Below are 26684 nucleotides of genomic sequence, written 5' to 3'. Positions count from 1 at the left end.
TTATCTTTGCGTTCCTAAAAATAAGAGGCAAAAATTATGTTGATCATTGATTCTAAAGATTGCGAAAACATAGACAAGGCGCTTAAAAAATATAAAAAGAAGTTTGAGAAAGCTCGCATTTTACTGCAGCTGAGAACGCGCCAGTCTTTTACTAAACCATCTGTTAAACGTCGTAACCAGGTGTTAAAAGCCGTTTACAAACAACAGTTGGCAACAGGTAAATTTGAAGATTAATATTGCTTAGGCGATAAGCCGTTGGCAACTCAAAATATTTGATGATTGTAAGGTTATTTAATAACTTTACAATCATCAATCTTTTTGTGTTGAACGAAGCTTTATATTCCTTAGCAGAGCGATTCATATCCTATATCCAGCTCGAAAAACGGTACTCAGCGCACACCTGCACTGCCTATCGCAACGATCTTTTCCAGTTTTTTGATTATGTGACCCTCAGTTATGGCAGTACGCCGGTTGGGGACCTCAGTCATATTATGATCCGGAGCTGGCTGGCGAAGCTCATGGAAGATGCCATGACAGCCAAAAGTGTTAACCGCAAGATCTCCACACTCAAATCCTTTTTCAAATTCTGTCTGCGTCAGGGCCTGATTAAACAGTCGCCTATGATCAAGGTCATTGCGCCCAAGATCAGCCGTCGTTTGCCCGGCTACATTGAACAGAAGGGGATGCAGGCGCTGGAAGATAATGTGAGTCCTGTTTCGGTAACCTCCCTGCACATCTTTGCCAACGATTTCGAAGGCATGACCCACCGGCTTATTTTTGAGATCTTTTATCAAACGGGTATCCGTTTGTCGGAATTGATTGCTTTGCAGGAATTCCGGGTGGATGAAGGGAACAAATCCGTAAAGGTGATGGGGAAAGGAGGCAAGGAGCGGATTATACCGGTTAGTCCGGAGCTCCTGGTACAGATCCGTGCTTACATGGATGAGAAGCGCCGTTGCCTGGAAGAATTTGAGAACGGGGTATTGCTGGTGCATCCGCATAGCGGTCAGCGTTTGTATCCCAAGTATGTGTACCTGACGGTGCGAAAGTATCTCACGGAACATCAGATTACTACTTTAAAGAAGAAGAGCCCGCATATACTACGACATACCTTTGCTACACACCTTGCGAACAATGGTGCGGATCTGAATGCGATCAAAGAGTTGCTGGGGCACTCGAGCCTGGCCGCCACACAGGTTTACACGCATAATACGATAGAGCAGTTGAAGAAGGTGTATAAGCAGGCGCACCCGAAAGCGTAGCAGTTATTTTAAGCTTTTAACAAAATATTACGCAGCTAAACAGTATTGCATTGCAAAAGTGACTATATTAGTAATCAAGTTCATTATGCTAAAAGAGAATGCCTATGACCTTCCTTTACTAACTAGAACCTAGATTGTTAAATATTTAAAAAATTAGTGCTATGAACGTACAAATTCAAACTGTGCATTTTGATGCTGATTCCAAATTGATAGATCATGTGAACAAGAAAGTTCAGAAACTGAACACCTTTTATGACCGTATCATTAGCGTGGATGTATTTTTAAAAGTGGATAATTTAGCGCATCAAATTAAAGATAAAATAGCCGAGATCAGAGTTCGAATACCCCGTCAGGACCTGTTTGTTAAGCACGAGTCTAAATCCTTCGAAGAGTCCTTCGACCTTGCCTTTGAATCCCTCGTAGAACAGGTGAAAAGAAAGAAGGAAAAGAAATTTCAATAATTTTCTGAAATAATTTTGGAAATATTAATCTCTTTGCTACCTTTGCCATCCCGATTCAAAAAGAGGGTCGGTAAAGGTAGCAAAGTTCTTTATGGTAGGGCGTTTTCGGGGAAGCAGATAAATTTTTAAATATTTGTAACAAACTGAAAAAAAGATTTTGAGAATTGAAAAAATCTCTTAATTTTGCGCTCTCTTTCAACGAGTTACTTTATTGAAAGGATGTTTTTTGAAAGATGCCAGCATAGCTCAGTTGGCCAGAGCTACTGATTTGTAATCAGTGGGTCGGGGGTTCGAATCCCTCTGCTGGCTCATCGATTTTTATTTGGTTGTTTATTAGCCGGATGACAAAATCAAAAGATAGTTAGGGCAGGTTCCAGAGCGGCCAAATGGGGCGGACTGTAAATCCGCTGACTACGTCTTCATAGGTTCGAATCCTATCCTGCCCACAAAAACAGCGTGTTCCGCTTTTGCCCTTCGCAGAGGCGGAACATAGTTGTTGAGAGGAAGGTGAGTAATTCAGAAGTAGTAGACAGAAACACCCTAAACCTGTGGTACAACAGCCTTTAAAGCTCTTATTTTTATTCTTATAATTCTATAAGTGGAAAGTTGCAGTGTTGTTTGCCGGAAGCTTAGTGAATTAAAAAATGCGGGAGTAGCTCAGTTGGTAGAGCGACAGCCTTCCAAGCTGTAGGTCGCGGGTTCGAACCTCGTCTCCCGCTCGTATTTTAAAGCAATTTTTCAAGCTGTTGTAGCTCAGGGGTAGAGCACTTCCTTGGTAAGGAAGAGGTCGAGAGTTCAATTCTCTTCAACAGCTCATTGAATTTTAGAAGAATAGTTGTAGTGAGTTTTTCAATCGCCTCAACAAACTCCATAAAATTCGAATTTCGGAATTCGAATTTGTTAATTCTGCACTCCGAAATTAAAACTTAGCGTTGTAGCTCAATGGAAGAGCAACCCATTTTTATTTAGGGAAGGCCATGAGTTCAATTCTCATCAACGGTACAAGTTTGTAAAACCGTTTTTTTAAAACAACAATCAATACAATCTTTACAAACCATCTAAAAAGAAAATACAATGGCAAAAGAAACCTTCAAGCGGGATAAACCCCACGTAAACATTGGTACCATCGGCCACGTGGATCATGGTAAAACTACTTTGACTGCTGCCATTACCACAATTTTGGCAAATAAAGGTCTGGCAGAGAAGAGAGGATATGATGAGATCGATGCTGCTCCTGAAGAAAAAGAAAGAGGTATTACTATCAATACAGCTCACGTTGAGTATCAGACAACTGCTCGTCACTATGCTCACGTTGACTGTCCTGGTCACGCGGATTATGTGAAGAACATGATTACCGGTGCTGCTCAGATGGACGGTGCTATCCTCGTGGTGGCAGCTACAGATGGTCCTATGCCGCAAACAAGAGAGCACATCCTGCTGGCTCGCCAGGTAGGTGTACCTCGTATCGTAGTATTCATGAACAAAGTTGATCTGGTAGACGATCCTGAACTGCTGGAACTGGTAGAAATCGAAATCCGTGATCTGCTGTCTTCTAACGGTTTTGACGGTGATAACGTTCCTGTTATCCAGGGTTCTGCAACCGGCGCTCTTGCTGGTGACGAAAAATGGGTAGCTGCTATCGACCAACTGATGGACGCTGTTGATACTTACATTCCGCTGCCTCCACGTCCGGTTGATCAACCGTTCCTGATGTCAGTAGAAGACGTATTCTCTATCACCGGTCGTGGTACCGTTGCTACAGGTCGTATCGAACGCGGTCGTATCAAAGTTGGTGAGAACGTTGAAATCGTAGGTCTGCAGGAAGAACCACTGAAATCTACTTGTACTGGTGTTGAGATGTTTAAGAAACTCCTCGATGAAGGTGAAGCAGGTGATAACGCTGGTCTGTTACTCCGCGGTATTGAGAAAACTCAGATCCGTCGTGGTATGGTTATCTGCCAGCCAGGTTCTATCAAACCTCACTCTGAATTCAAATGCGAAGTATACGTACTGAGCAAAGAAGAAGGTGGCCGTCACACTCCGTTCTTCAACAAATACCGTCCTCAGTTCTACTTCCGTACTACTGACGTAACCGGTGAAGTTGAATTACCAGCAGGTGTTGAAATGGTTATGCCTGGTGATAACGTTAGCCTGACAGTTAAACTGATCCAGCCTATCGCTATGGACAAAGGTCTGAAGTTCGCTATCCGTGAAGGTGGTCGTACAGTAGGTGCAGGTCAGGTTACTGAAATCCTGAAATAAGCATCTGAATTATATTAAAAGCCATTAGCTTTGGCTATTAAACGTCAACATTTTTTTATATATTTGCTGACGCCGAAAGCTGAGTGCTAATGGCTTTATACACGGGTATGGTGCAACGGTAGCATACGGGTCTCCAAAACCTTTGATCTGGGTTCGAATCCTAGTACCCGTGCAAGGTTTATAGAAAATAATTAAATGGTTGAGTTGTTACAATAAGACAAGTCAACCATTTTTTAGGCTTTAAACAATTGACCATAAATAGTTAACTTTATATAATGAATAAGATCAGAAACTATTTCCGCGAGTCTTATCATGAATTGGTTTACAAGGTGTCCTGGCCTACCTGGCAAGAGCTCCAGTCTTCTACCATGATTGTGCTGATAGCAACAATATTTGTTACCGGGCTGGTTTGGGGTATGGATGCCGCTTCCAACTTCGTGTTAACTCACTATTACCAAATTTTCAAAGCTAAATAAATGGATGCAGCCAATCTTCCTGCTCAGGAAACAAAGTGGTATGTACTCCGCGTTGTTAGTGGCAAGGAAAAAAAAGTGAAGGAATACCTGGATATTGAAGTACGCCGCTCCGATTGGGGTAACGTAATCAGCCAGATCTTCCTGCCGGTAGAAAAAGTTTATAAAGTGCAGGCCGGTAAAAAGGTAATGCGCGAAAAGAACTTCTATCCCGGATATGTGATGATCGAAGCAGTAGATGGTAAGATGACCGATGAGGTAATACAGGCCATACGTAACGTATCCGGTGTTATCCATTTCCTCGGAAAGGAAAAGCCTATCGCACTCCGTAAATCTGAAGTAAACAAAATGTTAGGTAAGGTGGATGAACTGAGCGATCAGGGACTGACCATGAGCGAGCCTTTCATTGTTGGTGAAACCATTAAGATCATTGATGGTCCGTTCAACGACTTTAATGGTGTGATTGAGGAAGTAATTGAAGACAAGAAAAAACTGAAAGTAACTGTAAAGATCTTTGGCCGTGCTACTCCGGTAGAGCTGAACTTTATGCAGGTAGAGAAACTTTCCTGATAACTTATATAACATCTTTATTGAAAAGCGTTCCGTTTATGCGGAACGCTTTTTCTCGTTTATCCAATATACGTCCTATATCTATTGATTATGAAATCAGTGATTGCTGTGATGCTCGGACTCCTGCTGGCTATTGAGGCAGGTGCTCAGTCCGGGAAATCTGTTAAGCCGGCCGCAACAGCGGCCATTGTTTCCATTCCGGAAGAAGCCACCACTTCTCCCGAAGTGATGGCCAGATGGCTGAAGGCCCATACAGGGAACAGTATGGCTTTGCAGCGCGCCCTGTTTAACTGGATGGCTACGCACATCGCCTATGATGCAGAAAACATAAACCGCGTGAGCAGTTACCGGGATTCTGCTGCAGCCATGCTAAAAACGCTGCGTACGCGGAAGGGGCTTAGTACTGATTATGCTGTATTATATGCCCGGGTATGCCGGGAAGCTGGTATAACTGCTGTGGTGGTAACGGGCTACGGATTGCAGAACGATATTATGCTGCCAACCGGTTCGCACGACTGGGTGGTGGCAAAGAATGGAAGTCAGTGGACGATAACTGATCCTACCTGGGGAGCCGGGGTAGTGGATAACGGCCGTTTTATCCAGCGGACCAACTGGACCTGGTTCCAGGCGGCGCCGCAGGTGGCGGTAAAAACCCATATGCCTTACGACCCGATGTGGCAGATGTTACCGTTTCCGCTGCGTCATGATGAGCTGGGCAGCCAGGCTTTTGCTGCTGCGGCCAAACGCCCCGTTTTTGCTTATAACGATACGTTGAATAACTGGTTCCGGCAATCGCGGCTGCAGCGGTTAGAGTATGCAGCTGCGAGGATCCGCCGGTTTGGGGGAGCGGCCAATCCGTTTATCATGACGGAGCTGGACTGGATGGACCAGTCGATAAAGGTGCTGGCGGCCAACCAGGAAATTGAGGCGCGGAACCGGCGGGTAGACCAGTTTAACGGGGTGAGCCGGGATTACACGGAGATCGTGAAGCTATATAATGAGTATGTTGATTTTAAGAACCGGCAGTTTGTACCGGAGGTAAAGGATGAGGTGCTGAGGAAGATGATTGATGGGATAGCGGGAAAGCTGGCTGCAGCAGAGAAGGCACTATCCGGGCTGGAAGGTAATGATGATGCTATGAAAGACAATATAGCGGCATTGCAGCAGGCGGTTACCGGGATGAAGGGAAAGGTGGGGACTGAGCAGCTGTTTGTAAGTAAGTATATAAAGACTGAGAAAGGGAAGCGGAAAGAATTGTTATATGCAAGTGGGAGATAAGTTGTAGCTTTGCCGGCTTCGGAGAGTAAGGAAATTTTACGGGAAATGCAATAGATTTGTAAAAAAAATCTCATCCAAAGCAAAAAGGATGCCCAATTTCAAATACTTTTTGACAATTTCATAATAATATATACCTTTGCATCCCCTTTAAAAGGTTATTTTTAGTCTTTTACTTTTGGGAGTCTTCTGTTTGGCAGAGGGCGTTTAACCAAATTAAATTAAGAAACATGGCAAAAGAAATCGCAACGTACGTGAAATTGCAGGTGAAAGGCGGCCAGGCCAATCCTGCACCTCCAATTGGTCCCGCGCTGGGTTCCAAAGGTGTGAACATCATGGAGTTCTGCAAACAGTTTAATGCCCGTACCCAGGATAAAATGGGTAAAGTATTGCCTGTGTTGCTGACTGTTTACACTGACAAATCTTTCGACTTCGTAATTAAAACTCCTCCGGCACCTGTACAGCTGCTGGAAGCTGCTAAATTGCAGAGTGGTTCTAAAGAACCTAACCGTAACAAGGTGGGTAAAGTTTCCTGGGCTCAGGTAGAAGCTATCGCACAAGACAAGATGGCTGATCTGAACTGCTTTACGCTGAACAGCGCTATGAAAATGGTAGCTGGTACTGCTCGTAGCATGGGTATTACTGTTGATGGTAAAGCCCCTTGGGAAAACTAATTGTTTCACCCTGTTGAGGCAGGATCTTAAAATCATTTTGACAAATGGCAACTAAAAAGAGAAAAGTAGCTGACGCTAAGCTCGAAAAAAATAAGGTTTACAGCCTGAAAGAGGCTTCCAGCTTAGTTAAAGATATTAACTGTACTAAATTCGACAGCTCTGTCGATTTACATATCCGCTTAGGCGTTGATCCTAAGAAAGCAGACCAGGCTATCCGTGGTTCCGTAACGCTTCCACACGGTACTGGTAAAACTAAAAGGGTGTTAGTGCTTTGCACACCTGATAAAGAAGCTGCTGCAAAAGAAGCAGGTGCTGATTTCGTTGGACTGGATGAATTCATCCAGAAGATCGAAGCTGGCTGGACTGATGTAGATGTAATCGTAGCTACTCCTTCTGTAATGCCGAAGATCGGTAAACTGGGTAAGATTTTAGGTCCCCGTAACCTGATGCCAAACCCTAAGACCGGTACTGTTACAAACGACGTTGCAGCTGCAGTAAACGATGTTAAAGGCGGTAAAATTACTTTCAAGGTAGATAAGGCTGGTATCATCCACGCTTCTATCGGTCGTGTATCTTTCGCATCTGATAAAATTGAGCAGAACTCTTTAGAGCTGATCAACGCTATCATCAAGCTGAAACCAGCTACTGCAAAAGGTACTTACCTGAGAGGTCTGTCTATGGCTAGCACCATGAGTCCTGGTATTGTTATCGATACTAAATCTGTTCAAAACTAATTGATCACGAGTTGTAGCCGTTATCTGCAAAGATGGGGCTTGCTACAAACGTTATAATATGAATAAAGATCAAAAAAATGATGCGATCGAACTGCTGAAAAGTAAGTTCTCTCAATACAGCAACTTTTATGTCACTAATACCGAATCATTAACGGTAGCGCAGGTGAATGACCTGAGGAAAGTGTGCTTCGATAAGCAGGTGGAAATGAAGGTGGCTAAGAACACCCTGATCCGTAAGGCTTTGGAATCCCTGGACAGCGAAAAATATGCAGGTGTATTTGACAGTCTGCATGGTGTAACTGCCCTGATGTTCTCTGACAGCCCGAAAGAGCCGGCTCTGATCATCTCTGCATTCCGTAAAGCAAACGGTAAACTGGAAAAACCAGTACTGAAAGCTGCATTTGTTGCTGACGAAGTATTCGTAGGTGACAACCAGCTGGTTGCTTTAACCAACATCAAGACCAAGAACGAGCTTATCGGCGAAGTTATCGGTCTGTTGCAATCTCCTGCAAAGCGCGTTATTGCTGCTTTACTGGAAAAAGGCAAGAAAGAAGAAGCTGGGGTGGAAGCACCTGCAGCAGAATAGTGTGGATGGCCTTTGGCTACCCGCATTCAAAATTGGCTTCCAAGTCACAATATAATTAACAACAACATTACAAACATTACATTAAAACATTATAAAATGGCAGACGTAAAAGCATTAGCTGAACAATTAGTAGGTTTAACTGTTAAGGAAGTACAGGAACTCGCAGATGTACTGAAATCTGAGTATGGCATCGAACCAGCTGCTGCTGCAGTTGTAGTTGCTGCTGGTGGTGGCGAAGCTGCTGCTGTTGAAGAGAAAACTGCCTTCAACGTTGTACTGAAAGCTGCAGGTGCAAGCAAACTGAACGTTGTTAAGATCGTTAAAGATCTGACCGGCTTAGGTCTGAAAGAAGCGAAAGAACTGGTTGACGGTGCGCCTAAATCCATCAAGGAAGGCGTTAGCAAAGCTGAGGCAGAAGACCTGAAAGCTAAGCTGACCGAAGCTGGTGCTGAAGTTGAAATTCAGTAATTCTTTGCTTAAGTATACATCTTTTAAAGGTCAAAAGTGCTTTTGCACTTTTGGCCTTATTCCCTTTGGGAAAGTGTCTTTTTCAGAGAGTCAAAACGGGGAATCACTTTTAGGTGACTTTGACCACGTGCAGAAGGCATAAATAAATTGGGATGGTATTGGCAAAGAAATCTTAATTTCCCTAATTCTTACAAGTCATATAACTGCTAACTTCGAATATGTCTCTAAAAAAAGCCCAAACAAACGAAAGAGTAAATTTTGGAAAGATCAAACAAGTTACTGAGACACCGGATCTGTTGGCTATCCAAATCCAATCTTTCAAGGATTTCTTCCAATTAGAAACCACACCAGACAAGCGAAACAACGAAGGCCTTTTTAAAGTATTTAAAGAGAACTTCCCGATTACGGATACCAGAAATATCTTTAATCTGGAATTCCTTGATTATTTCGTGGATCCGCCGCGTTATACGATCGAGGAGTGTATTGAGCGTGGGCTTACTTATTCTGTACCGTTGAAAGCGAAACTCCGCCTCAGCTGTAATGATGAGGAGCATGTGGATTTCCAGACGATTGTCCAGGATGTGTTCTTAGGTAACATTCCTTACATGACTCCAAGAGGTACTTTCGTTATTAATGGTGCTGAGCGTGTTGTTGTATCCCAACTGCACCGTTCACCTGGTGTTTTCTTTGGTCAATCTGTACATCCGAACGGAACCAAGATCTACTCTGCAAGGGTGATCCCGTTCAAGGGCGCATGGATGGAGTTTGCAACGGACATCAACAACGTGATGTACGCTTACATCGACCGTAAGAAGAAATTCCCGGTTACCACCCTGTTGCGTGCCATCGGCTATGAAACAGATAAAGATATTCTGCAGCTGTTTGGCATGGCAGATGAAGTAAAAGCAGACAAAAAAAGTCTTGATAAATATGCCGGCAAGAAGCTGGCTGCCCGCGTTTTAAGAAGCTGGGTGGAAGACTTTGTGGATGAAGATACTGGTGAAGTGGTGAGCATCGAGCGTAATGAAATTATGCTGGAGCGCGATAGCATCCTGGATGAAGCGAATATCGAAACCATCGTAGACATGGGATTGAAAAGCGTGTTTGTTCAGAAAGAAGAGGTGAGTGGTGATTTCTCCATCATCTACAATACATTAAACAAGGATACATCTAACTCCGAACTGGAAGCCGTTCAGCATATCTACCGCCAGTTGCGCGGAGCAGATGCGCCGGATGATGAAACAGCAAGGGGTATTATTGATAAATTGTTCTTCTCCGACAAACGTTACGATTTAGGTGACGTTGGCCGTTACAAGATCAACAGAAAATTAGGTCTTCCTACTCCGTTAGACATGAAAGTGCTGACGAAGGACGACATCATCTCCATCATCAAGTACCTGGTACAGCTCACCAATGGTAAGGCGGAAATCGATGATATCGATCACCTGTCTAACCGCCGTGTACGTACTGTAGGCGAGCAGTTATATGCTCAGTTTGGTGTTGGTCTTGCACGTATGGCACGTACCATCCGTGAAAGAATGAACGTACGTGATAACGAAGTATTTACGCCGGTAGACCTGATCAATGCGAGGACCCTGTCTTCCGTGATCAACTCCTTCTTCGGTACTTCCCAGTTGTCACAGTTCCTGGATCAAACAAACCCACTGTCTGAAATCACGCACAAACGCCGTATTTCCGCTCTCGGACCCGGTGGTTTGAGTCGTGAAAGAGCAGGCTTTGAGGTGCGTGACGTTCACTACAGCCACTATGGCCGTTTGTGTACAATTGAAACACCGGAAGGTCCGAACATCGGTCTGATCTCTACCCTTTGCGTTCACGCGAAGGTGAATGAGATGGGCTTTATTGAAACACCTTACCGTAAAGTAAGAGATGGTAAAGTGGACATGCATAAAGTGGAGTTCCTGAGCGCTGAGGAAGAAGATTCTGTGAAGATTGCACAGGCCAACGCCCCACTGGATGACAAAGGACACTTTGTAAATGATAAGGTAAAATCCCGCGAAACCGGTGACTTCCCGATCCTCGACAGAGATGAAGTGGAATTCATGGACGTGGCTCCTAACCAGATCGTAGGTTTGAGTGCATCATTGATTCCGTTCCTGGAACATGATGATGCCAACCGTGCGTTGATGGGATCAAACATGCAACGTCAGGCCGTGCCACTGCTGAATCCGGAAGTTCCTATTGTAGGTACCGGTCTGGAAGGCAAGGCAGCGCGTGACTCCCGTTTGCAGATTACTGCAGATGGTAATGGTGTGATCGAATTTGTGGATGCAAATGAAATCCATGTTCGTTACGAGCGTGATGAAATGCAGAAACTGGTGAGCTTTGAAGACGATCTGATCGTTTACACACTGACCAAATTCGTAAAAACCAACCAGAGCACCTGTATTAACCTCAGACCTTGCGTAAAGAAAGGTCAGCGCGTTAAGGATGGCGACTTCTTAACAGAAGGTTACGCTACCCGTGGTGGTGAACTGGCGCTGGGACGCAACCTGAAGGTAGCGTTCATGCCATGGAAAGGTTACAACTTTGAGGATGCGATCGTAATTTCTGAGCGTGTTGCACGTGAGGATCTGTTTACTTCCATCCACATTGATGAATATGAACTGGAAGTTCGTGATACCAAACTGGGTGAAGAAGAACTGACTCCGGATATTCCTAACGTAAGTGAAGAGGCTACAAAAGACCTCGACCAGAACGGTATCATCCGTGTTGGTGCGCACATCAAGGAAGGCGATATCCTGATCGGTAAAATCACTCCGCGTGGTGAATCTGATCCTTCTCCTGAAGAAAAGCTGTTAAGAGCGATCTTTGGTGACAAGGCTTCTGATGCGAAAGACGCTTCATTGAAAGCGCCTCCGTCAACAGAAGGTGTGGTGATTGATAAGAAACTGTTCAGTCGCGCCAAAAAAGATAAAAATTCCAAAACCCGCGAGAAAGCAGCTATCGAGAAACTGGAGAAAATTCACCAGAAGAATGCGGAAGACCTGCTGGAAGTGCTGATGAGCAAGTTACTGGTATTACTGAAGGATAAAACCTCTCAGGGTATTACCAACACTTACGGTGAAGTATTGATCTCAAAGGGTTCCAAGTTCTCTCCGAAGAACCTGGTAAATATTGATTTCATGAACGTGAATCCGCTGGGCTGGACAACAGACGAAGTGGTGAACGATCAGATCAATACCCTGCTGCATAACTATAACATCAAGTTCAACGAAGAGCTGGGTCGTTACAAACGTGAGAAGTTCAACATCTCTATTGGTGATGAGCTGCCAGCGGGCGTACTGAAACTGGCGAAGGTTTACCTGGCCAGCAAGCGTAAGTTGAAAGTGGGTGATAAGATGGCGGGACGTCACGGTAACAAGGGTATCGTAGCCAAGATTGTGCGTGATGAAGACATGCCGTTCCTGGAAGATGGTACACCACTGGATATCGTACTGAACCCACTCGGGGTACCTTCCCGTATGAACCTCGGACAGATCTACGAAACCGTATTAGGTTGGGCAGGTCTGAAACTGGGCGTACGTTTTGCGACTCCGATCTTTGACGGTGCTACTACAGAGGAAATTGCTGATTATATCAAGGAAGCAGGCTTACCAAGCTTTGGTCACGCTTACCTGCATGATGGTGAAACGGGCGACCGTTTCCACCAGAAAGCAACCGTAGGTGTTATCTACATGCTTAAACTGAGCCACATGGTGGATGATAAGATGCACGCCCGTTCTATCGGACCGTACAGTCTCATTACCCAACAGCCGCTGGGTGGTAAAGCCCAGTTTGGTGGTCAGCGTTTTGGTGAGATGGAGGTATGGGCACTGGAAGCATATGGTGCATCCAACATCCTGCAGGAACTGCTTACTATTAAATCCGATGATATCGTGGGTCGTGCCAAAGCATATGAATCTATCGTGAAGGGAGACAACATACCGAAAGCCGGTGTGCCAGAATCCTTCAATGTATTGATCCATGAATTGCGTGGTCTGGGTCTGGATCTGAAATTTGACTAAGAGCTTTTAGCTACCAGCCATTGGCAGTGATGCCAGTGGCTGATAGCTTGGATATTTCGCAGGAATAAAATTTTTGTCGCTGGCTTACCACCAACGGCTAACAGCTAAAAGCTAATTACAGATGGCTATCAAAAAAGAAAATCGTCCTAAATCAAATTTTAACAGCATTACCATCAGTCTGGCTTCTCCGGATGTTATTCTGGAGCGTTCATACGGTGAAGTGCTGAAACCTGAAACCATCAACTACCGTACTTACAAGCCGGAACGTGATGGTTTATTCTGCGAAAGGATATTCGGGCCTGTAAAGGATTACGAATGTTATTGCGGAAAATACAAACGTATCCGTTATAAGGGTATTGTGTGTGATCGTTGTGGTGTTGAGGTAACGGAGAAGAAAGTACGTCGTGAAAGAATGGGTCACATTCGTTTAGTGGTGCCCGTTGTACATATATGGTATTTCAAATCCCTGCCTAACAAGATCGGTTACCTGCTTGGAATGTCTTCCAAGAAACTGGAAACCATCGTTTACTATGAAAGATACGTAGTAATCCAGGCGGGCATGAAACAGGAGAAAGGCATGAACTACGGTGATTTGCTCACTGAAGAAGAATACCTGGATATCCTGGACACCTTACCAAAAGACAATCAGCTGTTACCAGATGAAGATCCTAACAAGTTTATTGCTAAAATGGGTGCGGAAGCGGTAGAAATGATGCTGGCCCGTATTGATCTGGACAGTCTTTCTTACCAGTTACGTAACCAGGCTGCAACTGAAACTTCCCAGCAACGTAAAGCGGAAGCGCTGAAGCGTTTGAGCGTGGTGGAAGCTTTCCGTGAAGCTAATGGCCGTGTGGAAAACCGTCCTGAATGGATGGTAATGCAATATATTCCTGTGGTACCACCAGAACTGCGTCCGTTAGTTCCATTGGATGGTGGCCGTTTTGCGTCTTCCGACCTGAACGATCTTTACCGCAGGGTGATTATCCGTAACAACCGTCTGAAACGTTTGATCGAAATTAAGGCGCCTGAGGTGATCCTTCGTAACGAAAAACGTATGCTGCAGGAAGCGGTGGATTCCCTGTTCGACAACTCCCGTAAATCCAACGCGGTGAAAGCGGAAGGTGGTCGTGCACTGAAATCACTGTCAGACGTACTGAAAGGTAAACAAGGCCGTTTCCGTCAGAACTTACTCGGTAAACGTGTGGATTATTCCGGACGTTCTGTTATCGTGGTAGGACCTGAACTGAAACTGCACGAGTGTGGTTTACCAAAAGATATGGCGGCTGAATTATTCAAACCGTTTATTATCCGTAAGCTGATTGAAAGAGGCATCGTTAAAACCGTGAAATCAGCTAAGAAGCTGGTAGATCGTAAAGAAGCCGTGGTTTGGGATATCCTGGAAAACGTGCTGAAAGGTCACCCGGTTATGTTAAACCGTGCTCCAACCCTGCACCGTTTGTCCATTCAGGCTTTCCAGCCTAAGCTGGTGGAAGGTAAAGCGATCCAGTTGCACCCGCTCGTATGTTCTGCGTTTAACGCGGATTTCGATGGTGACCAGATGGCGGTACACGTGCCTTTGAGCAACGCTGCAATCCTGGAAGCCCAACTGCTGATGCTGTCTTCCCATAACATTCTTAACCCGCAGAATGGTACGCCAATTACCCTGCCTTCACAGGACATGGTACTCGGCTTGTATTATATCACAAAGGGTAAGAAAACAATCGGTGATGTAGTAGTAAGAGGAGAAGGTAAAGCTTTCTACTCTGCTGAAGAAGTAATCATCGCATTGAACGAAGACCGTATCGATCTGCATGCTCACATCCGTGTTAAAGCTGATGTAAGAAATGCAAATGGTGAGCTGGAAAGAAAACTGATCGACACTACTGTAGGCCGCGTACTGTTTAACCAGCACGTACCTAAAGCTGCCGGTTATGTAAATGCCCTGCTGACCAAGAAATCACTGCGTGAAATCATCGGTGATATCATTAAAGCAACTGACATTCCAAAAACTGCGAAGTTCCTGGATGACATCAAACAATTAGGTTTCCGCATGGCGTTCCGCGGTGGTCTGTCATTTAACATTAATGACCTGATCATTCCGGATGTTAAGCAGGATATGATTGATGGTGCAGCCGGTGAAGTAGAAGAAGTTTGGGATAACTATAACATGGGTCTGATCACCAACAACGAACGTTACAACCAGATCATTGATATCTGGTCACGTGTGGATACGAAGGTGACAGAAACTCTGATCCGTGAGCTGGCAACAGACAAGCAAGGGTTCAACTCAGTATACATGATGTTGGATTCCGGTGCGCGTGGTTCCAAGCAGCAGATCAAACAGCTGGCTGGTATCAGAGGTCTGATGGCCAAGCCGCGTAAGAGTGGTTCTACCGGTTCTGAGATCATCGAAAACCCGGTATTGTCCAACTTTAAAGATGGTTTGAACGTATTGGAATACTTCATCTCTACGCACGGTGCCCGTAAGGGTCTTGCGGATACGGCGTTGAAAACGGCGGATGCGGGTTACCTGACCCGTCGTCTGGTAGACGTTGCGCAGGATGTGGTAATCAATGAAGAAGATTGCGGTACACTCCGTGGTATTGCTACTTCCGCATTGAAAGATAATGAAGAAGTGATTGAAACACTGTACGACCGTATCCTCGGACGTACTTCCCTGCACGACGTATTTGATCCTCATAATGATGATGAGCTGATCGTTGCTGCCGGTGCTGAAATCACTGAAGAAATTGCACACAGAATTGAAGAAAGCGCCATTGAAACCGTAGAAATCCGCTCCGTACTGACTTGCGAAAGCCGTCGTGGTGTGTGCGTGAAATGTTACGGTAAAAACCTGGCCAGCGGTTATACTGCACAGAAAGGTGATGCCGTGGGTATCATCGCTGCACAGTCGATCGGTGAGCCTGGTACACAGTTGACACTGCGTACCTTCCACGTGGGTGGTGTTGCCGGTTCTACTTCCGTTGAATCCGGTTTGCCAGCTAAGTTTGATGGTACCGTTCAATTCGATGGTTTACGTACTACCACTTACGAAAACAACCAGGGTGAAAAAGTACAGATCGTTATCGGTCGTACCGGTGAGTTACGTATCATGGACGTGAAAAATGATCGTCTGCTGGTAACCAACAACATCCCTTATGGTTCTACCCTGTTAGTGAAAGACGGACAGAAAGTAGTGAAAGGTGATATGCTCTGCACATGGGATCCGTTCAACGCCGTTATCGTGTCTGAAATCCCGGGTAGCATTCGTTTCGACAGCATCATTGAAGGTATTACCTTCCGTGAAGAAGCGGACGAACAGACTGGTCACCGTGAGAAAGTGGTAATTGAAACCAAAGACAAGAATAAGATCCCGTCTATCATGGTAGATGGTAATAAAGAGGTGAAATCATACAACTTACCGGTAGGTTCCCACATCGTTATCTCTGAAGGAGATAAGGTGAGAGCTGGTCAGGTAATCGTGAAGATCCCCCGTATTATCGGTAAACTGCGAGATATCACGGGTGGTCTGCCACGTGTAACTGAGCTGTTTGAAGCACGTAACCCAAGCAACCCTGCCATCGTTTCTGAAATTGACGGTGTGGTAGCTTTCGGTAATATCAAACGTGGTAACCGCGAAATCATCATTGAAAGCCGTGAAGGCCAGGTGAAGAAATACCTGGTGCCGTTAACACGTCACATCCTGGTTCAGGACGGTGACTTTGTGAAGGCCGGTACTTCACTCTCCGATGGTTCTACTACTCCTGCAGACATCCTGTCTATCAAAGGACCGTTTGCTGTACAGGAATACCTGGTAAATGAAATCCAGGAAGTATACCGTTTACAGGGTGTGAAGATCAATGATAAACACATCGAGGTGATTGTTCGCCAGATGATGCGTAAAGTAAACATCGAAGATCCGGGTGATACCCGCTTCCTCGAAGGTGATACTGAAGACAGGTTTGATTTCTTCGAAGAAAACGATATGATCTTCGATAAGAAGGTGGTAACTGAAGCCGGTGAATCTGCTAACCTGAAAGCAGGTCAGATAGTAACACTGCGCCAGGTTCGTGAAGAAAACTCCCTGTTACGTCGTGCAGATAAGAAACTGGTAGAATACCGCGATGCACAGCCGGCTACTTCCAGTCCGCTCCTGCAGGGTATTACCAAGGCGTCCCTTGGTACCCGTAGCTGGATCTCTGCTGCTTCGTTCCAGGAAACCACGAAGGTATTGTCACAGGCCGCTATCAACGGTAAAACCGATGATATGATGGGTCTGAAGGAGAATGTGATCACAGGTCACCTGATCCCTGCCGGTACTGGTTTACGTGAGTTTGAAAACATGATCGTAGGTTCTAAAGAAGAATACGACATCCTGGCCTCTTCCAAGGAAGTGTTCCAGTTTGACGAAGAAGAATAGTATTATACAGATATTAAAACAAGAAGCGCTTGCCCCAAAGGCAGGCGCTTTTTGTTTTAATATTACTACATTTGAGTCCGTAAAAAGAAGCGGATTTCATGAAACACCTGATCATTCCTGTTTTAGTATTGTTAGTGATACTGGGCGCCTGTAAAAAGAACAGTGACAGTGCGGTACCTGATACTCACGGTAACTTTATGTTTGTAAATGCAGTGCCTGGCAATGATCAGTTTAATGTGATGCTGGATAGCCTTCCTGTTGCCAGCAACATAGGCTATGGCGCTAATACAGGGTATAAATCTTTCCGGGCGCAGAAGTACAACCTGATCATTTCCAACACCAGGCAGCCTGGTGTTGCATTATACCGTGGGCAGATCTTTCTGCGTAATAATCATTATTATTCTGCTTACGTGGGCGCCGACAGCGCCGGCAACCAGATACTGATTGCTACAGAAGATGACCTGAGCGCTCCCGCGGCAGGCATGTCTAAATTCAGGGTGATTAATTTTGCACAGGCATTCAGGCCCAACCGTACACCGCTTGGTATGGATGTTTATTCCGATACGCTTCCACGCTTTTTCAGGGGGCTCACGTTTCCTGCACAAACCGGGTTTGCGCCGCTTTACGGCGACAGCGCCCATTACAAGATCAATTTCCGCTGGTCTGATTCTCTCAGAGTCCTGAAAACATTTGATATGGCTACCCAGGCGGGTAAGATATATACGCTTGTCAGCAACGGATATCCGCTGGATCCTGCCAGGTTCAATGTGTTGCTGATACAGCATAATTAAAGCGATCGCTTCTTAAAGCTTTATAGTAATTTAACGTAGTGTTTTTCCACCCGGGGAGTGGAAATGAATAAATTGCGCGCTATTTTAGCCACAAACGCGGATCACATGAACAATTGCAAAAAAATATTTCTGATGGCAGGAATAACCTTGATGGGTACCGCAGCAGCGGCGCAACACGCCAACGCTCCTTACCTGGATGCCTATACGATTCCCGTTCTGCAAAAGAACGCGGTTATTGGTAAGATCTATGACAGGAATGGGCAGCTGTCGGCCGCCACGTTGCTGGAGGATAAGTCGGGGTTATTTACGATCAGCGGTCATGAATTGAAACTGAAAAAGAAAGCTACGGTAAGCAAGGAAGGTGATTTTATGTATCCGGTCCGTATTAAAGCAGGAACGGACACCGCTGAATTCCTGCTGGTAGCAGACGATTTTATCCGTAATAAAGTAGTGGCCCATCGTGGTGCATGGAAGCACCAGGCGGGTAGCCAGAACAGCATTACTTCCCTGAAAGACGCGATGAAGCTGGGTTGTGAGGGATCGGAATTTGATGTTTGGTTATCGTCAGATAATGAGCTGGTAATTTCACATGATCCGGAGATAGGAGGAAAGAAGGTAGAAGAAAGTACCCTGGCGGATTTGCAGACCGTTCAGCTGAAGAACGGGGACCGGGTGCCAACGCTGGAGGAGTTTATTGATATAATCCAGCAACAGCACCGCACGCGGCTGGTACTGGAGTTAAAGCCTTCCCGCACCGGCAGGGGCGATTTGCTGGCCACCAAAGCGGTAGCGATGGTGCAGGCTAAGAAGGCCCAGGCGTGGATGTTTTACATCAGCTTCGATTACAATATCTGCAAAAAAATAAAGGAGCTTGATCCCGCGGCAAAAATAGCTTATCTCAACGGGGATAAAACACCGGCGCAGCTGCAGGCGGATGGTATATGGGGACTGGATTACAACCAGCAGGTGTTTAAAAATGATCCGCAGCTGATTGCCACCGCGAAGCAACATAAAGTAACTACCAATGCGTGGACAATAGATAATCCGGAAATAATGGACGATTTATTGAAAAACGGGGTGGATTATATTACCACCAATGAGCCGGAGATCCTGTTGGAGAAAGTGAAGTAATAATATTCGTTAAAACCTAGCTAAAAAAATGGATGGGAATATGAAAATCCATTAAAAACCTTATTTTAGCCGTTCCATTTTTCAAATGTACTAAAAGAAGCAAATCCACCTATTAACATGCGCACTTGTAAACAATTAGTGACTAAAGGATTATTAGCGGCATTTTCAGCCGGTTTATTGATGTCTTGCCAGGGAAATAAAGCTGGTAACAGTGCACCAGCTGCATCAAGTGCGGCAAACAGCGGTACTCCGGCTGCGGGTAGTTTTAAAATTGCTTATGTAGATCTGGATTCTCTGGAAGCGCATTTTGAGTATTTCAAGGAAAAAAGAGGCTTACTGGAGCAGAAGCAGCAGCAGATGGATAACCAGCTGAAAGGCAAGGCCCGTGCATTGCAGAGTGAGTATGAGGACCTGCAGCGCAGAGCGTCTACACTTACCCAGGAGCAGGGGGAAGCAGCGCAGCGTAGCCTGATGTCTAAACAACAGCAGTTAGAGCAGGAAGCGCAGAATCTGCGTGCTACTTATACAGAGCAGGAGACTAAGTTTAATGAAGAATTGCAGAAAAGACTGGATGATTTCCTGAAATCATTTAACGCCGACAAACGTTTTGCATATATATTCTCTTATCGCAGTACTGCCAGCAACATCCTGTATAAAGATCCGGCTTACGATGTAACCCCGGACGTTATCAAAGGAATGAATGATAACAGCGCGGCAACTCCTGCTAAATAAGCGGATAAACCATCAGAAATTTTTTCTACCTTATAGTCCCGGTTCCCTTATGAGCCGGGATTTTTTATAAATATCAATATGGAAATCAACCAAACTAAATCATTCAAGCCATCCCTGGGCTTATTGGACGCTACCATGATCGTTGCCGGATCCATGATAGGTTCCGGGATCTTTATTGTAACTGCGGAAATTGCCCGTAGCGTGGGCGGCGCAGGCTGGATCACTGCCATGTGGGTACTGGCGGGTATTGTTACGCTGATTGCCGCAATGAGTTACGGTGAATTATCCGGGATGTTTCCCAAAGCCGGCGGCCAGTATGTGTATCTTCGCGAAGCCTACAATCCATTTATCGCATTTTTATTTGGCTGGACGCAGTTTGGTGTTATTCAGACTGGTACCATTGCCGCTGTGGCGGTAGCTTTTGCCAAGTTTACCGCTTACCTGATCCCGGGTTTCAGTGAGAAGAATATTTTGCTGGACGCGGGTATCGTGCAGATTTCTGCGGCGCAGATAGTGGCCATCGTGTCTATCATCTTACTAACATTTATTAACACCCGTGGTGTGCAACACGGCAAGCTGATACAAACGGTATTTACATTGGCAAAGCTGTTGTCTTTATTCGGGCTTATTATTTTCGGATTACTGTTTGGCGCAAAGTCGGAAATCTGGCAGGCCAACTGGCAGCATGCCTGGGACGCTGCAGCAGTTTCTTCGCAGAATGGTACGGTGGTAACGGCTGCGTTATCAGGACTGGCGCTGTTTGGTGCCATTGCGGTTTCCATGAAAGGCTCCCTGTTTTCCAGTGATGCCTGGAACAATGTGACCTTCATTGCCGGAGAGATTAAAAATCCATCCAAGAATATTGGCCGTTCCCTTTTCCTGGGAACACTGATTGTGACCATCATTTATGTGAGCTGTAACCTGATGTACTTAGCTGTGCTGCCGCTGAATGAAATTGCGTTTGCCGCCAACGACCGTGTAGCCGTAGCTGTAACCGCCAAGATCTTTGGTTCCAGCGGCGCTATTATTATTGCGGTGATGATTATGATCTCCACTTTTGGTTGTAACAACGGGTTGATCTTATCAGGTGCGCGGATTTATTACACGATGGCAGAAGATAAGTTGTTCTTTAAAAAAGCGGGCGAGCTGAATAAGCACAGCGTGCCTGGTTATGGCTTATGGATCCAGTGTGCATGGGCTTCCATGCTTTGTTTAACCGGCAGGTACAATGATTTACTGGCGTTGGTAATTTTCGGGGTATTGATATTTTATGTGTTAACCATCCTCGGAATTTTTATTTTAAGAAAGAAGCGTCCGGAGATAGAAAGACCATACAAAGCATTTGGTTACCCCGTGCTGCCCATGATCTACATCGTAGTGGCATTATCGCTGGCAGCCCTGCTGCTGGTGTTTGAAACCAATTATACTTTACCCGGGCTGGGTATTATCTTGTTGGGCATTCCGTTGTATTATCTTACCAAGATTAAGCGGCCTGCTATAACAGAAAGCTAATTTGGACAAGAAAACGTTGTAATTAGCACAAACGTTGTATAAAAAATGGTGGCCACTGCATTTTATACTGCAGTGGCCATTCTTAATTTGCACTAAGACACACGGGCATAAAGATGTCCCCTTTTAAACCCTGATTATTTAGAAAACCCGGTACTATTTGAGAATAATTAAACAAAAGAAGTTGTCAACATTAACAGAGGAATCCCATAAGAAGTAGTGGTGAGAGGCCACTCCAGGTTTATGAAAAATAACGTCTGTGATCCTGGCCCTGTAATTAGTGATCTGGTATTTTGTTAACAGCTATAGCATTTTAGAACACCCTCAATAAAACGTTTAGCCATTAGAGTGATTGATTTTTACTGCATTCAAAAAATATTCAAAAACAAACAATCATAAAAATATTATTGCCAACATATGGTGTGATTACATCATTTCAGGGTAAAAAGGAAAATAAGGTGGTATAACCTTGACGGCATCTCAACCCCAAGATAACCATTGAAAGCCTTCACGATTTGCATTCTCGAACATTCACATGACAATCTTTTACAATAAGCGTATGGTCTCTACCATGCGCTTCTTTTTTGTCGCCAGCCTTTGTACATTTGCGCCATGTTTACACAATTGTGCAATAAGATATTTAACCAGAGTATCGTGGCCTACCATGAGCATAACGATGTGCATCAGGCCATTTCCAATCCCTATGAAAAGAGCAGCATTGAACACCTGCTTTTCCTGAAAAACTGGATAGACACAGTGCAGTGGCACCTGGAGGATATTATCCGCGATCCGAAGATAGACCCGGTGGAAGCATTGGGTATTAAGCGTTGGATAGACCGTTCCAACCAGGAGCGTACCGACGTGGTGGAGTACATCGATAGTTATTTCCTGGAAAAGTACGGCAAAACGACGCCTGCTGCGGATGCGGGGATTAATACGGAGAGTCCTGCCTGGGCAATAGACCGTTTGTCTATTTTAGCCCTGAAAATTTACCATATGCAGGAAGAGGCTACCCGTGCGGATGCCACACCTGAGCACCGTGCAGCGTGCCAGCGTAAGCTGGATATCCTGCTGGAGCAGCAACAGGACCTGAGCACCGCTATTGAAGCGCTGCTGGCAGATATTGCCGCCGGTAAAAAGTTTATGAAGGTATACAAGCAAATGAAGATGTATAATGATCCTTCCCTGAACCCGGTGTTATACAAAAACGAAAAATAAATCTTCTTACTTGGGCACAGTTAAAACGATATTGGTTACCCGGTTGTCTGCTATGGGCGATGTAGCCATGACCATTCCTGTGATGAAACAGGTGCTGGATGAAAATCCGGAAGTGGAGATTGTTTTTGTGACCAACCGGAACTGGGGCGCTTTGTGCGCGGGGATTCCCCGGCTCACCTTTTTTCCGGCGGATGTAAAAGGTATCCATAAAGGGGTAAAAGGATTGTATCGCCTGTTCCGTGAAGTAAAAAAGGCGTACCGGATTACGGCGGTGGCAGACCTGCACAATGTGCTGAGGTCGCAGATTATCCGCACTTTTTTCCGTTTGAGCGGCACGCCTGTTGCGGCCATTGATAAAGGCCGCGCCGAAAAGAAAGCACTGACCCGGAAGGAAAATAAGGTATTGCAGCCGCTTACCAGCACCATAGAACGGTATGCGAAAGTATTCCGGCAACTGGGTCTTCGCTGTGAAATGGGCCGCAAACCCGTTTTTCAGCCCCGTGTGTTGCCCGGAACGGTTACAGCGGTAACTGGTTCGAAGCAAGGAAAAAAATGGGTAGGATTGGCTCCTTTTGCCACTTACCGGGAAAAAATGTACCCTTTGGAGCAAATGGCGGCTGTTTTAGGCGTGCTGGCGCAGGAACAGGGACTACAGCTATTTCTTTTGGGCGGTGGAAAGCAGGAGGTAGCATTGCTTACACAGCTGGCAGCCCAATATCCGCAGGTAATTGTGGTGGCGGGGCGTTTTTCCCTGGAGGAAGAAATGGCCATCATCAGCCAGCTGGATGTGATGATCAGCATGGATTCGGCCAATATGCACCTGGCTTCCCTGTTTGGGGTGCCTGTGGTATCTGTTTGGGGCGCTACCCATCCTTTTGCGGGATTTATGGGGTATGCACAGTCGCCTGAAAACGCCATCCAGATCCTTGATCTGTCTTGCCGGCCTTGTTCCGTATTTGGCAACAAACCCTGCTTCAGAGGGGATTACGCCTGTATGGAGTGGATAAAACCGGCACAGATAGCGGAAAAAGTGAATGAGATAATTTTATAAGTCTTTACTGTAGAGGATTCCGAAGGATATTTTAAAAATATTGCAAGTTTTTTTTGCAGAAATAAAAAAAGTTATACTTTTGCCATCCCAAACAATAAGGGTATTGCCCAATAGTATAATGGTAGTACGACAGATTTTGGTTCTGTTTGTCTAGGTTCGAATCCTGGTTGGGCAACCAAAAAGCCGGAACTTTTAAGTTCCGGCTTTTTTATTTCTTCTGAGTCCTAAGTTGACATTTAAAACGTAACGCTGCCCCAGTTACACCCTTTATTCTGCCAGATAATAAGTCAAACCGGGGAATTACCGGTTGGGAATAACCGCGCTGCAGCAAAAGAACTAGTTTCAGTCATCCTTTTAATTCCTAAATTCCGGATGCATATCTTTCTCCCAAAAAAAGCAGTACAAAACGCTATTTATTTACTATCCTTCTTTTTTACATTTTATAATTATAAACCTGAAGGCCGGTTTATCCGGCATCACCTTATTAGGTTCATCAATTTCAAAGAAATCTACTAATCCATACTTTCCGAATTCCGCTTTTACGGATTCCTCGTCATAGAAAAATATTTGGGCTCCTTTCGTAGCTTCAAAGCGATCTTTGCCTATTTGTTTACCCATGCCATAATTAGGTGATTGCTTAGAGATAACAGAGAAGAACAGGTATCCGTTGGGTTGCAACTGAGCATAACAGTCACGGATAAACTTTTTCCGTTCTTCGGTATCCAACAGGTAAATTAATCCATAGCTAAAGATGCCATCATACAAATGATGATCAAATGGCATGGCGGTTACTGAGCCATGATAGATTTTCATTTCATCTCCATAATGGCTTTTTGCCAGATCAATGGCTGTTTTTGAGATTTCAATGCCTGTTACTTTTATGCCATTGTCCACAAATAACTTTGCATTTCTGCCATACCCGATACCGGGGATCAATACATCTTTAATTCCTTCTTCTATAAAAAAATCCTTTGCTAAAATGGTAGATTCAGCGGGTTCAAATCCCCACATTGTTTGTTTTTCAATAAAGCTGGATTCCCAGAAAGCCCCGGTTTCGTCTTCCTGTATGGCGCATTCAAATCCCAGTTCCTTGATAGTTGAGATGATTTTGTCTGAATGGATTACGGGCGCCTCCACACGGATTAGTTGACCGCCATTACCGGGGTCGGAGGTAATGTCTGCATCCGGAAAAATATTTGTAAGCGCCTTTAATACCTGCTCTGCCTCGCGGATATTTGTTTTGAATATTTCGATCATGATAAAACATTTTATGCCAGCCTTCAGGAATAAAGATACGCATTAATTTATAAATGCAACATTGTTGCACTATTGAGTAGAAGCATTAAACCATCAAAACGGATGGCTTAATGCTTCCTTTTTCTCACCTGTTAAAAACAATTTAATTAATGGAATAATTGACGGGTAACCATTGATACTGCTGTGCATCACCACGTAAATGGCCAATTCCCGGAAAGGAAAGATGAGGCGCTGCAATCCAGTAACCATTTTTAACTGCATTCTCAAAAGCTTTGTTACGCTCATCAGCGGCAGCGGATAAATCGACATCAAAATCGATTGTCACCGAAGGATCGGCGAACTGGACCGCACCGGCATGAATCATATCTCCCCAAAAAACGAGTTTCTGTCCTTTACTCTCCAGTGCGTAGCAGCTATGACCGGGAGTATGACCGGGCGAATTCACCGATGAAATACCTGGAAAAAGTTGTGTACCCGGATCATACACCTTTACCTTACCTGCCTTTTGATAAGGTATCATAGCGGCTTGCGCGGGATCGAAGAATGGTTGCGCCCTTTTATTGGCGGTTTTCTTATTGGCGGCAGTTAACCAAAACTCAGCTTCCGGCTTGCTGATATATACGGTGGCGTTAGGAAATGCAATTTTATCCCCGTTTACCAGGCCACCTACGTGGTCTGCGTGAAGATGTGTCAGCAATATTGCACTAATGTCTTCCGGATGAAAACCCGCGGCAACAAGGTTTTTCTTTAATTTCCCCAGGGTTGGCCCCAGGAAGCTGCCGCATCCTGCATCGATGAGTATCAGTTGATTGTTCGTCCTCACCAGGTAAGCTGTGATGGAGGTTTCAACCGTGGTGTCGAGGTAGTTTTGATGAAGCAGATCCATCACTTCACCTTTTTGGTTTTCATGCAGCAATGCGGTGAGGTTCAGCGGAATCGTTCCGTCGGACAATGCGATTACCTGGAAATCGCCCAGCTGCATGGAATAGAACCCTGGCTGGGCCGGTAATTTATGGGCTGAAGGTTGTGATCTTACAGAAAGTAATCCGTTCAACAGCAGCAATAATACGAATGTCCCTCTCAGGGAAAATAAATGTAGAGATTTCATTTTTATTAAATTATCCTACAAAATTCCCATACTTATTTTCCATGAGGGAAGACATTTATCACTTTAAAAATGTGATAAATCTGCCATTATTTTCGGTATAAACGGCTTATGGTTTCCCTTGAAACGCCCAGGAAAGAAGCTATAAAGGCTTTTGGTACACGACTATACAAGTCCGGATACTGGTTAACAAAATTCTCAAACCTCTCTTTTGTACTACCCATAATCATTAACTGCAGCCTTTTTTGCAACGCAACATATCCAAGACTTGTTTTTACTGCTACATAATGTTCATACTTCCACATCTCCCGGCCTAATTTCTCCCGGTTTTCAAAACTCAGTCCCAGAAGTTCACAATCTTCTACACATTCAATAGCAGTAGTGGCGGCAGTTTGCTTTAAAAAAGCCTCCCGTTCCGATATCCACCAATTCTCTGCGGCAAACTGATAGGTGAATTCCTTGCCGGTGTCAGCATCCGTAATATAGGACCGCAAACATCCCTTTAGTACAAAATACTCGTGTTTCACCCAATCGCCCTCTCTTACCAGCAACCGGTGTTTTTTGAGCTTTAAAGGAGTAAAGTGGGATAAAACATATTCAAACTCTTCATCTGTCAGCTTACAGACCGTTTCTATATGCGTTCTTAATGGATGTACCATAAATCAAAAGTAAAGAAT

General features: G+C 44.9%; 22 protein-coding genes and 7 tRNA genes. 26 read left to right on the top strand and 3 right to left on the bottom strand.

All coding sequences use genetic code 11. The features are described from left to right. The first annotated feature begins 36 nt into the window (after window positions 1-36). From rpsU to B5Z18_RS16890, 26 genes are all read left to right on the top strand, one after another. The gene (gene rpsU, locus B5Z18_RS17015) at window positions 37-234 is read left to right on the top strand and encodes a 30S ribosomal protein S21 (protein WP_079470678.1); all 198 of its coding nucleotides are present in this window, start codon (window positions 37-39) and stop codon (window positions 232-234) included. An 86-nt stretch (window positions 235-320) separates the two neighbouring features. Further along, window positions 321-1262: a tyrosine-type recombinase/integrase gene (locus tag B5Z18_RS17010; RefSeq protein ID WP_394333864.1), complete on the top strand. Its 942-nt coding sequence runs from the start codon at window positions 321-323 to the stop codon at window positions 1260-1262. A gap of 161 nt (window positions 1263-1423) precedes the next feature. Beyond that, window positions 1424-1723: an HPF/RaiA family ribosome-associated protein gene (locus B5Z18_RS17005; RefSeq protein ID WP_079470676.1), complete on the top strand. Its 300-nt coding sequence runs from the start codon at window positions 1424-1426 to the stop codon at window positions 1721-1723. Between the two features lie 235 nt (window positions 1724-1958). Beyond that, a tRNA-Thr gene (locus B5Z18_RS17000) sits at window positions 1959-2032 on the top strand. 55 nt (window positions 2033-2087) lie between these two features. Then, window positions 2088-2169, top strand: a tRNA-Tyr gene (locus B5Z18_RS16995). A 200-nt stretch (window positions 2170-2369) separates the two neighbouring features. Continuing rightward, a tRNA-Gly gene (locus B5Z18_RS16990) sits at window positions 2370-2442 on the top strand. Between the two features lie 23 nt (window positions 2443-2465). Beyond that, window positions 2466-2537: transfer RNA gene (locus tag B5Z18_RS16985), tRNA-Thr, on the top strand. A 114-nt stretch (window positions 2538-2651) separates the two neighbouring features. After that, window positions 2652-2725: transfer RNA gene (locus tag B5Z18_RS16980), tRNA-Lys, on the top strand. A 72-nt stretch (window positions 2726-2797) separates the two neighbouring features. After that, window positions 2798-3985, top strand: a complete 1188-nt coding sequence (tuf, locus tag B5Z18_RS16975; protein WP_079470675.1) for an elongation factor Tu — start codon at window positions 2798-2800, stop codon at window positions 3983-3985. Window positions 3986-4086: 101 nt separating this feature from the next. Then, a tRNA-Trp gene (locus B5Z18_RS16970) sits at window positions 4087-4157 on the top strand. Window positions 4158-4260: 103 nt separating this feature from the next. Then, window positions 4261-4461, top strand: a complete 201-nt coding sequence (gene secE / locus B5Z18_RS16965; RefSeq protein ID WP_079470674.1) for a preprotein translocase subunit SecE — start codon at window positions 4261-4263, stop codon at window positions 4459-4461. Then, on the top strand, window positions 4462-5028 hold the full coding sequence (gene nusG, locus B5Z18_RS16960; RefSeq protein WP_079470673.1) for a transcription termination/antitermination protein NusG: 567 nt from the start codon (window positions 4462-4464) through the stop codon (window positions 5026-5028). Between the two features lie 90 nt (window positions 5029-5118). Then, complete coding sequence (locus B5Z18_RS16955; protein ID WP_079470672.1) at window positions 5119-6306, top strand: transglutaminase domain-containing protein; 1188 nt, start codon at window positions 5119-5121, stop codon at window positions 6304-6306. A gap of 227 nt (window positions 6307-6533) precedes the next feature. After that, window positions 6534-6977: a 50S ribosomal protein L11 gene (rplK, locus tag B5Z18_RS16950; protein WP_079470671.1), complete on the top strand. Its 444-nt coding sequence runs from the start codon at window positions 6534-6536 to the stop codon at window positions 6975-6977. Window positions 6978-7021: 44 nt separating this feature from the next. After that, complete coding sequence (gene rplA, locus B5Z18_RS16945) at window positions 7022-7711, top strand: 50S ribosomal protein L1 (protein ID WP_079470670.1); 690 nt, start codon at window positions 7022-7024, stop codon at window positions 7709-7711. A 58-nt stretch (window positions 7712-7769) separates the two neighbouring features. Continuing rightward, on the top strand, window positions 7770-8297 hold the full coding sequence (rplJ, locus tag B5Z18_RS16940; protein WP_079470669.1) for a 50S ribosomal protein L10: 528 nt from the start codon (window positions 7770-7772) through the stop codon (window positions 8295-8297). A 96-nt stretch (window positions 8298-8393) separates the two neighbouring features. Beyond that, window positions 8394-8765, top strand: a complete 372-nt coding sequence (gene rplL, locus B5Z18_RS16935) for a 50S ribosomal protein L7/L12 (RefSeq protein ID WP_079470668.1) — start codon at window positions 8394-8396, stop codon at window positions 8763-8765. 218 nt (window positions 8766-8983) lie between these two features. Next, complete coding sequence (rpoB, locus tag B5Z18_RS16930) at window positions 8984-12793, top strand: DNA-directed RNA polymerase subunit beta (protein ID WP_079470667.1); 3810 nt, start codon at window positions 8984-8986, stop codon at window positions 12791-12793. Window positions 12794-12914: 121 nt separating this feature from the next. Further along, window positions 12915-17213 (top strand): DNA-directed RNA polymerase subunit beta', encoded by a 4299-nt coding sequence (gene rpoC, locus B5Z18_RS16925; protein WP_079470666.1) that lies wholly within the window; start codon window positions 12915-12917, stop codon window positions 17211-17213. Between the two features lie 98 nt (window positions 17214-17311). Continuing rightward, window positions 17312-18004: a DUF4397 domain-containing protein gene (locus B5Z18_RS16920; RefSeq protein WP_079470665.1), complete on the top strand. Its 693-nt coding sequence runs from the start codon at window positions 17312-17314 to the stop codon at window positions 18002-18004. A 132-nt stretch (window positions 18005-18136) separates the two neighbouring features. Next, window positions 18137-19135, top strand: coding sequence for a glycerophosphodiester phosphodiesterase (locus tag B5Z18_RS16915; protein WP_159454336.1), 999 nt, complete (start codon window positions 18137-18139; stop codon window positions 19133-19135). A gap of 117 nt (window positions 19136-19252) precedes the next feature. After that, window positions 19253-19867 (top strand): OmpH/Skp family outer membrane protein, encoded by a 615-nt coding sequence (locus B5Z18_RS16910; protein ID WP_079470663.1) that lies wholly within the window; start codon window positions 19253-19255, stop codon window positions 19865-19867. Between the two features lie 78 nt (window positions 19868-19945). Next, window positions 19946-21379, top strand: a complete 1434-nt coding sequence (locus B5Z18_RS16905) for an APC family permease (RefSeq protein ID WP_079470662.1) — start codon at window positions 19946-19948, stop codon at window positions 21377-21379. Window positions 21380-21988: 609 nt separating this feature from the next. Next, on the top strand, window positions 21989-22594 hold the full coding sequence (locus B5Z18_RS16900) for a DUF4254 domain-containing protein (RefSeq protein WP_079470661.1): 606 nt from the start codon (window positions 21989-21991) through the stop codon (window positions 22592-22594). Window positions 22595-22604: 10 nt separating this feature from the next. Then, a complete protein-coding gene (locus B5Z18_RS16895) occupies window positions 22605-23645 on the top strand; it encodes a glycosyltransferase family 9 protein (RefSeq protein ID WP_200817295.1) in 1041 nt (346 codons plus the stop codon). A gap of 104 nt (window positions 23646-23749) precedes the next feature. Further along, window positions 23750-23823 (top strand) — tRNA-Gln (locus B5Z18_RS16890). Between the two features lie 242 nt (window positions 23824-24065). Here the strand turns inward: B5Z18_RS16890 and B5Z18_RS16885 are convergent. From B5Z18_RS16885 to B5Z18_RS16875, 3 genes are all read right to left on the bottom strand, one after another. Next, window positions 24066-24902: a class I SAM-dependent methyltransferase gene (locus tag B5Z18_RS16885; RefSeq protein WP_079470659.1), complete on the bottom strand. Its 837-nt coding sequence runs from the start codon at window positions 24900-24902 to the stop codon at window positions 24066-24068. A gap of 142 nt (window positions 24903-25044) precedes the next feature. Continuing rightward, window positions 25045-26010, bottom strand: a complete 966-nt coding sequence (locus B5Z18_RS16880) for an MBL fold metallo-hydrolase (RefSeq protein ID WP_079470658.1) — start codon at window positions 26008-26010, stop codon at window positions 25045-25047. Between the two features lie 86 nt (window positions 26011-26096). After that, window positions 26097-26666, bottom strand: a complete 570-nt coding sequence (locus B5Z18_RS16875) for a Crp/Fnr family transcriptional regulator (protein WP_079470657.1) — start codon at window positions 26664-26666, stop codon at window positions 26097-26099. Window positions 26667-26684: the final 18 nt, after the last annotated feature.

Source organism: Chitinophaga ginsengisegetis (assembly GCF_900168065.1).
GTDB classification, from domain to species: domain Bacteria; phylum Bacteroidota; class Bacteroidia; order Chitinophagales; family Chitinophagaceae; genus Chitinophaga; species Chitinophaga ginsengisegetis.
The sequence above is the reverse complement of the archived record's forward strand: the minus strand, read 5'-3'. Positions and strand labels throughout refer to the sequence as shown.

Excerpts from the sequence above, each read along its gene's own strand:
- B5Z18_RS16955 (WP_079470672.1), top strand. The coding sequence starts at position 5,119 with ATGAAATCAGTGATTGCTGTGATGCTCGGACTCCTGCTGGCTATTGAG.
- rpoB (WP_079470667.1), top strand. The coding sequence starts at position 8,984 with ATGTCTCTAAAAAAAGCCCAAACAAACGAAAGAGTAAATTTTGGAAAG.
- B5Z18_RS16905 (WP_079470662.1), top strand. The coding sequence starts at position 19,946 with ATGGAAATCAACCAAACTAAATCATTCAAGCCATCCCTGGGCTTATTG.
- B5Z18_RS16885 (WP_079470659.1), bottom strand. The coding sequence starts at position 24,902 with ATGATCGAAATATTCAAAACAAATATCCGCGAGGCAGAGCAGGTATTA.
- nusG (WP_079470673.1), top strand. The coding sequence starts at position 4,462 with ATGGATGCAGCCAATCTTCCTGCTCAGGAAACAAAGTGGTATGTACTC.
- secE (WP_079470674.1), top strand. The coding sequence starts at position 4,261 with ATGAATAAGATCAGAAACTATTTCCGCGAGTCTTATCATGAATTGGTT.
- B5Z18_RS16915 (WP_159454336.1), top strand. The coding sequence starts at position 18,137 with ATGGCAGGAATAACCTTGATGGGTACCGCAGCAGCGGCGCAACACGCC.
- rplK (WP_079470671.1), top strand. The coding sequence starts at position 6,534 with ATGGCAAAAGAAATCGCAACGTACGTGAAATTGCAGGTGAAAGGCGGC.
- B5Z18_RS17005 (WP_079470676.1), top strand. The coding sequence starts at position 1,424 with ATGAACGTACAAATTCAAACTGTGCATTTTGATGCTGATTCCAAATTG.
- B5Z18_RS16900 (WP_079470661.1), top strand. The coding sequence starts at position 21,989 with ATGTTTACACAATTGTGCAATAAGATATTTAACCAGAGTATCGTGGCC.
- tuf (WP_079470675.1), top strand. The coding sequence starts at position 2,798 with ATGGCAAAAGAAACCTTCAAGCGGGATAAACCCCACGTAAACATTGGT.
- B5Z18_RS16875 (WP_079470657.1), bottom strand. The coding sequence starts at position 26,666 with ATGGTACATCCATTAAGAACGCATATAGAAACGGTCTGTAAGCTGACA.
- B5Z18_RS16920 (WP_079470665.1), top strand. The coding sequence starts at position 17,312 with ATGAAACACCTGATCATTCCTGTTTTAGTATTGTTAGTGATACTGGGC.
- rplL (WP_079470668.1), top strand. The coding sequence starts at position 8,394 with ATGGCAGACGTAAAAGCATTAGCTGAACAATTAGTAGGTTTAACTGTT.
- rpsU (WP_079470678.1), top strand. The coding sequence starts at position 37 with ATGTTGATCATTGATTCTAAAGATTGCGAAAACATAGACAAGGCGCTT.
- B5Z18_RS16910 (WP_079470663.1), top strand. The coding sequence starts at position 19,253 with ATGCGCACTTGTAAACAATTAGTGACTAAAGGATTATTAGCGGCATTT.
- rplJ (WP_079470669.1), top strand. The coding sequence starts at position 7,770 with ATGAATAAAGATCAAAAAAATGATGCGATCGAACTGCTGAAAAGTAAG.
- rpoC (WP_079470666.1), top strand. The coding sequence starts at position 12,915 with ATGGCTATCAAAAAAGAAAATCGTCCTAAATCAAATTTTAACAGCATT.
- rplA (WP_079470670.1), top strand. The coding sequence starts at position 7,022 with ATGGCAACTAAAAAGAGAAAAGTAGCTGACGCTAAGCTCGAAAAAAAT.
- B5Z18_RS16880 (WP_079470658.1), bottom strand. The coding sequence starts at position 26,010 with ATGAAATCTCTACATTTATTTTCCCTGAGAGGGACATTCGTATTATTG.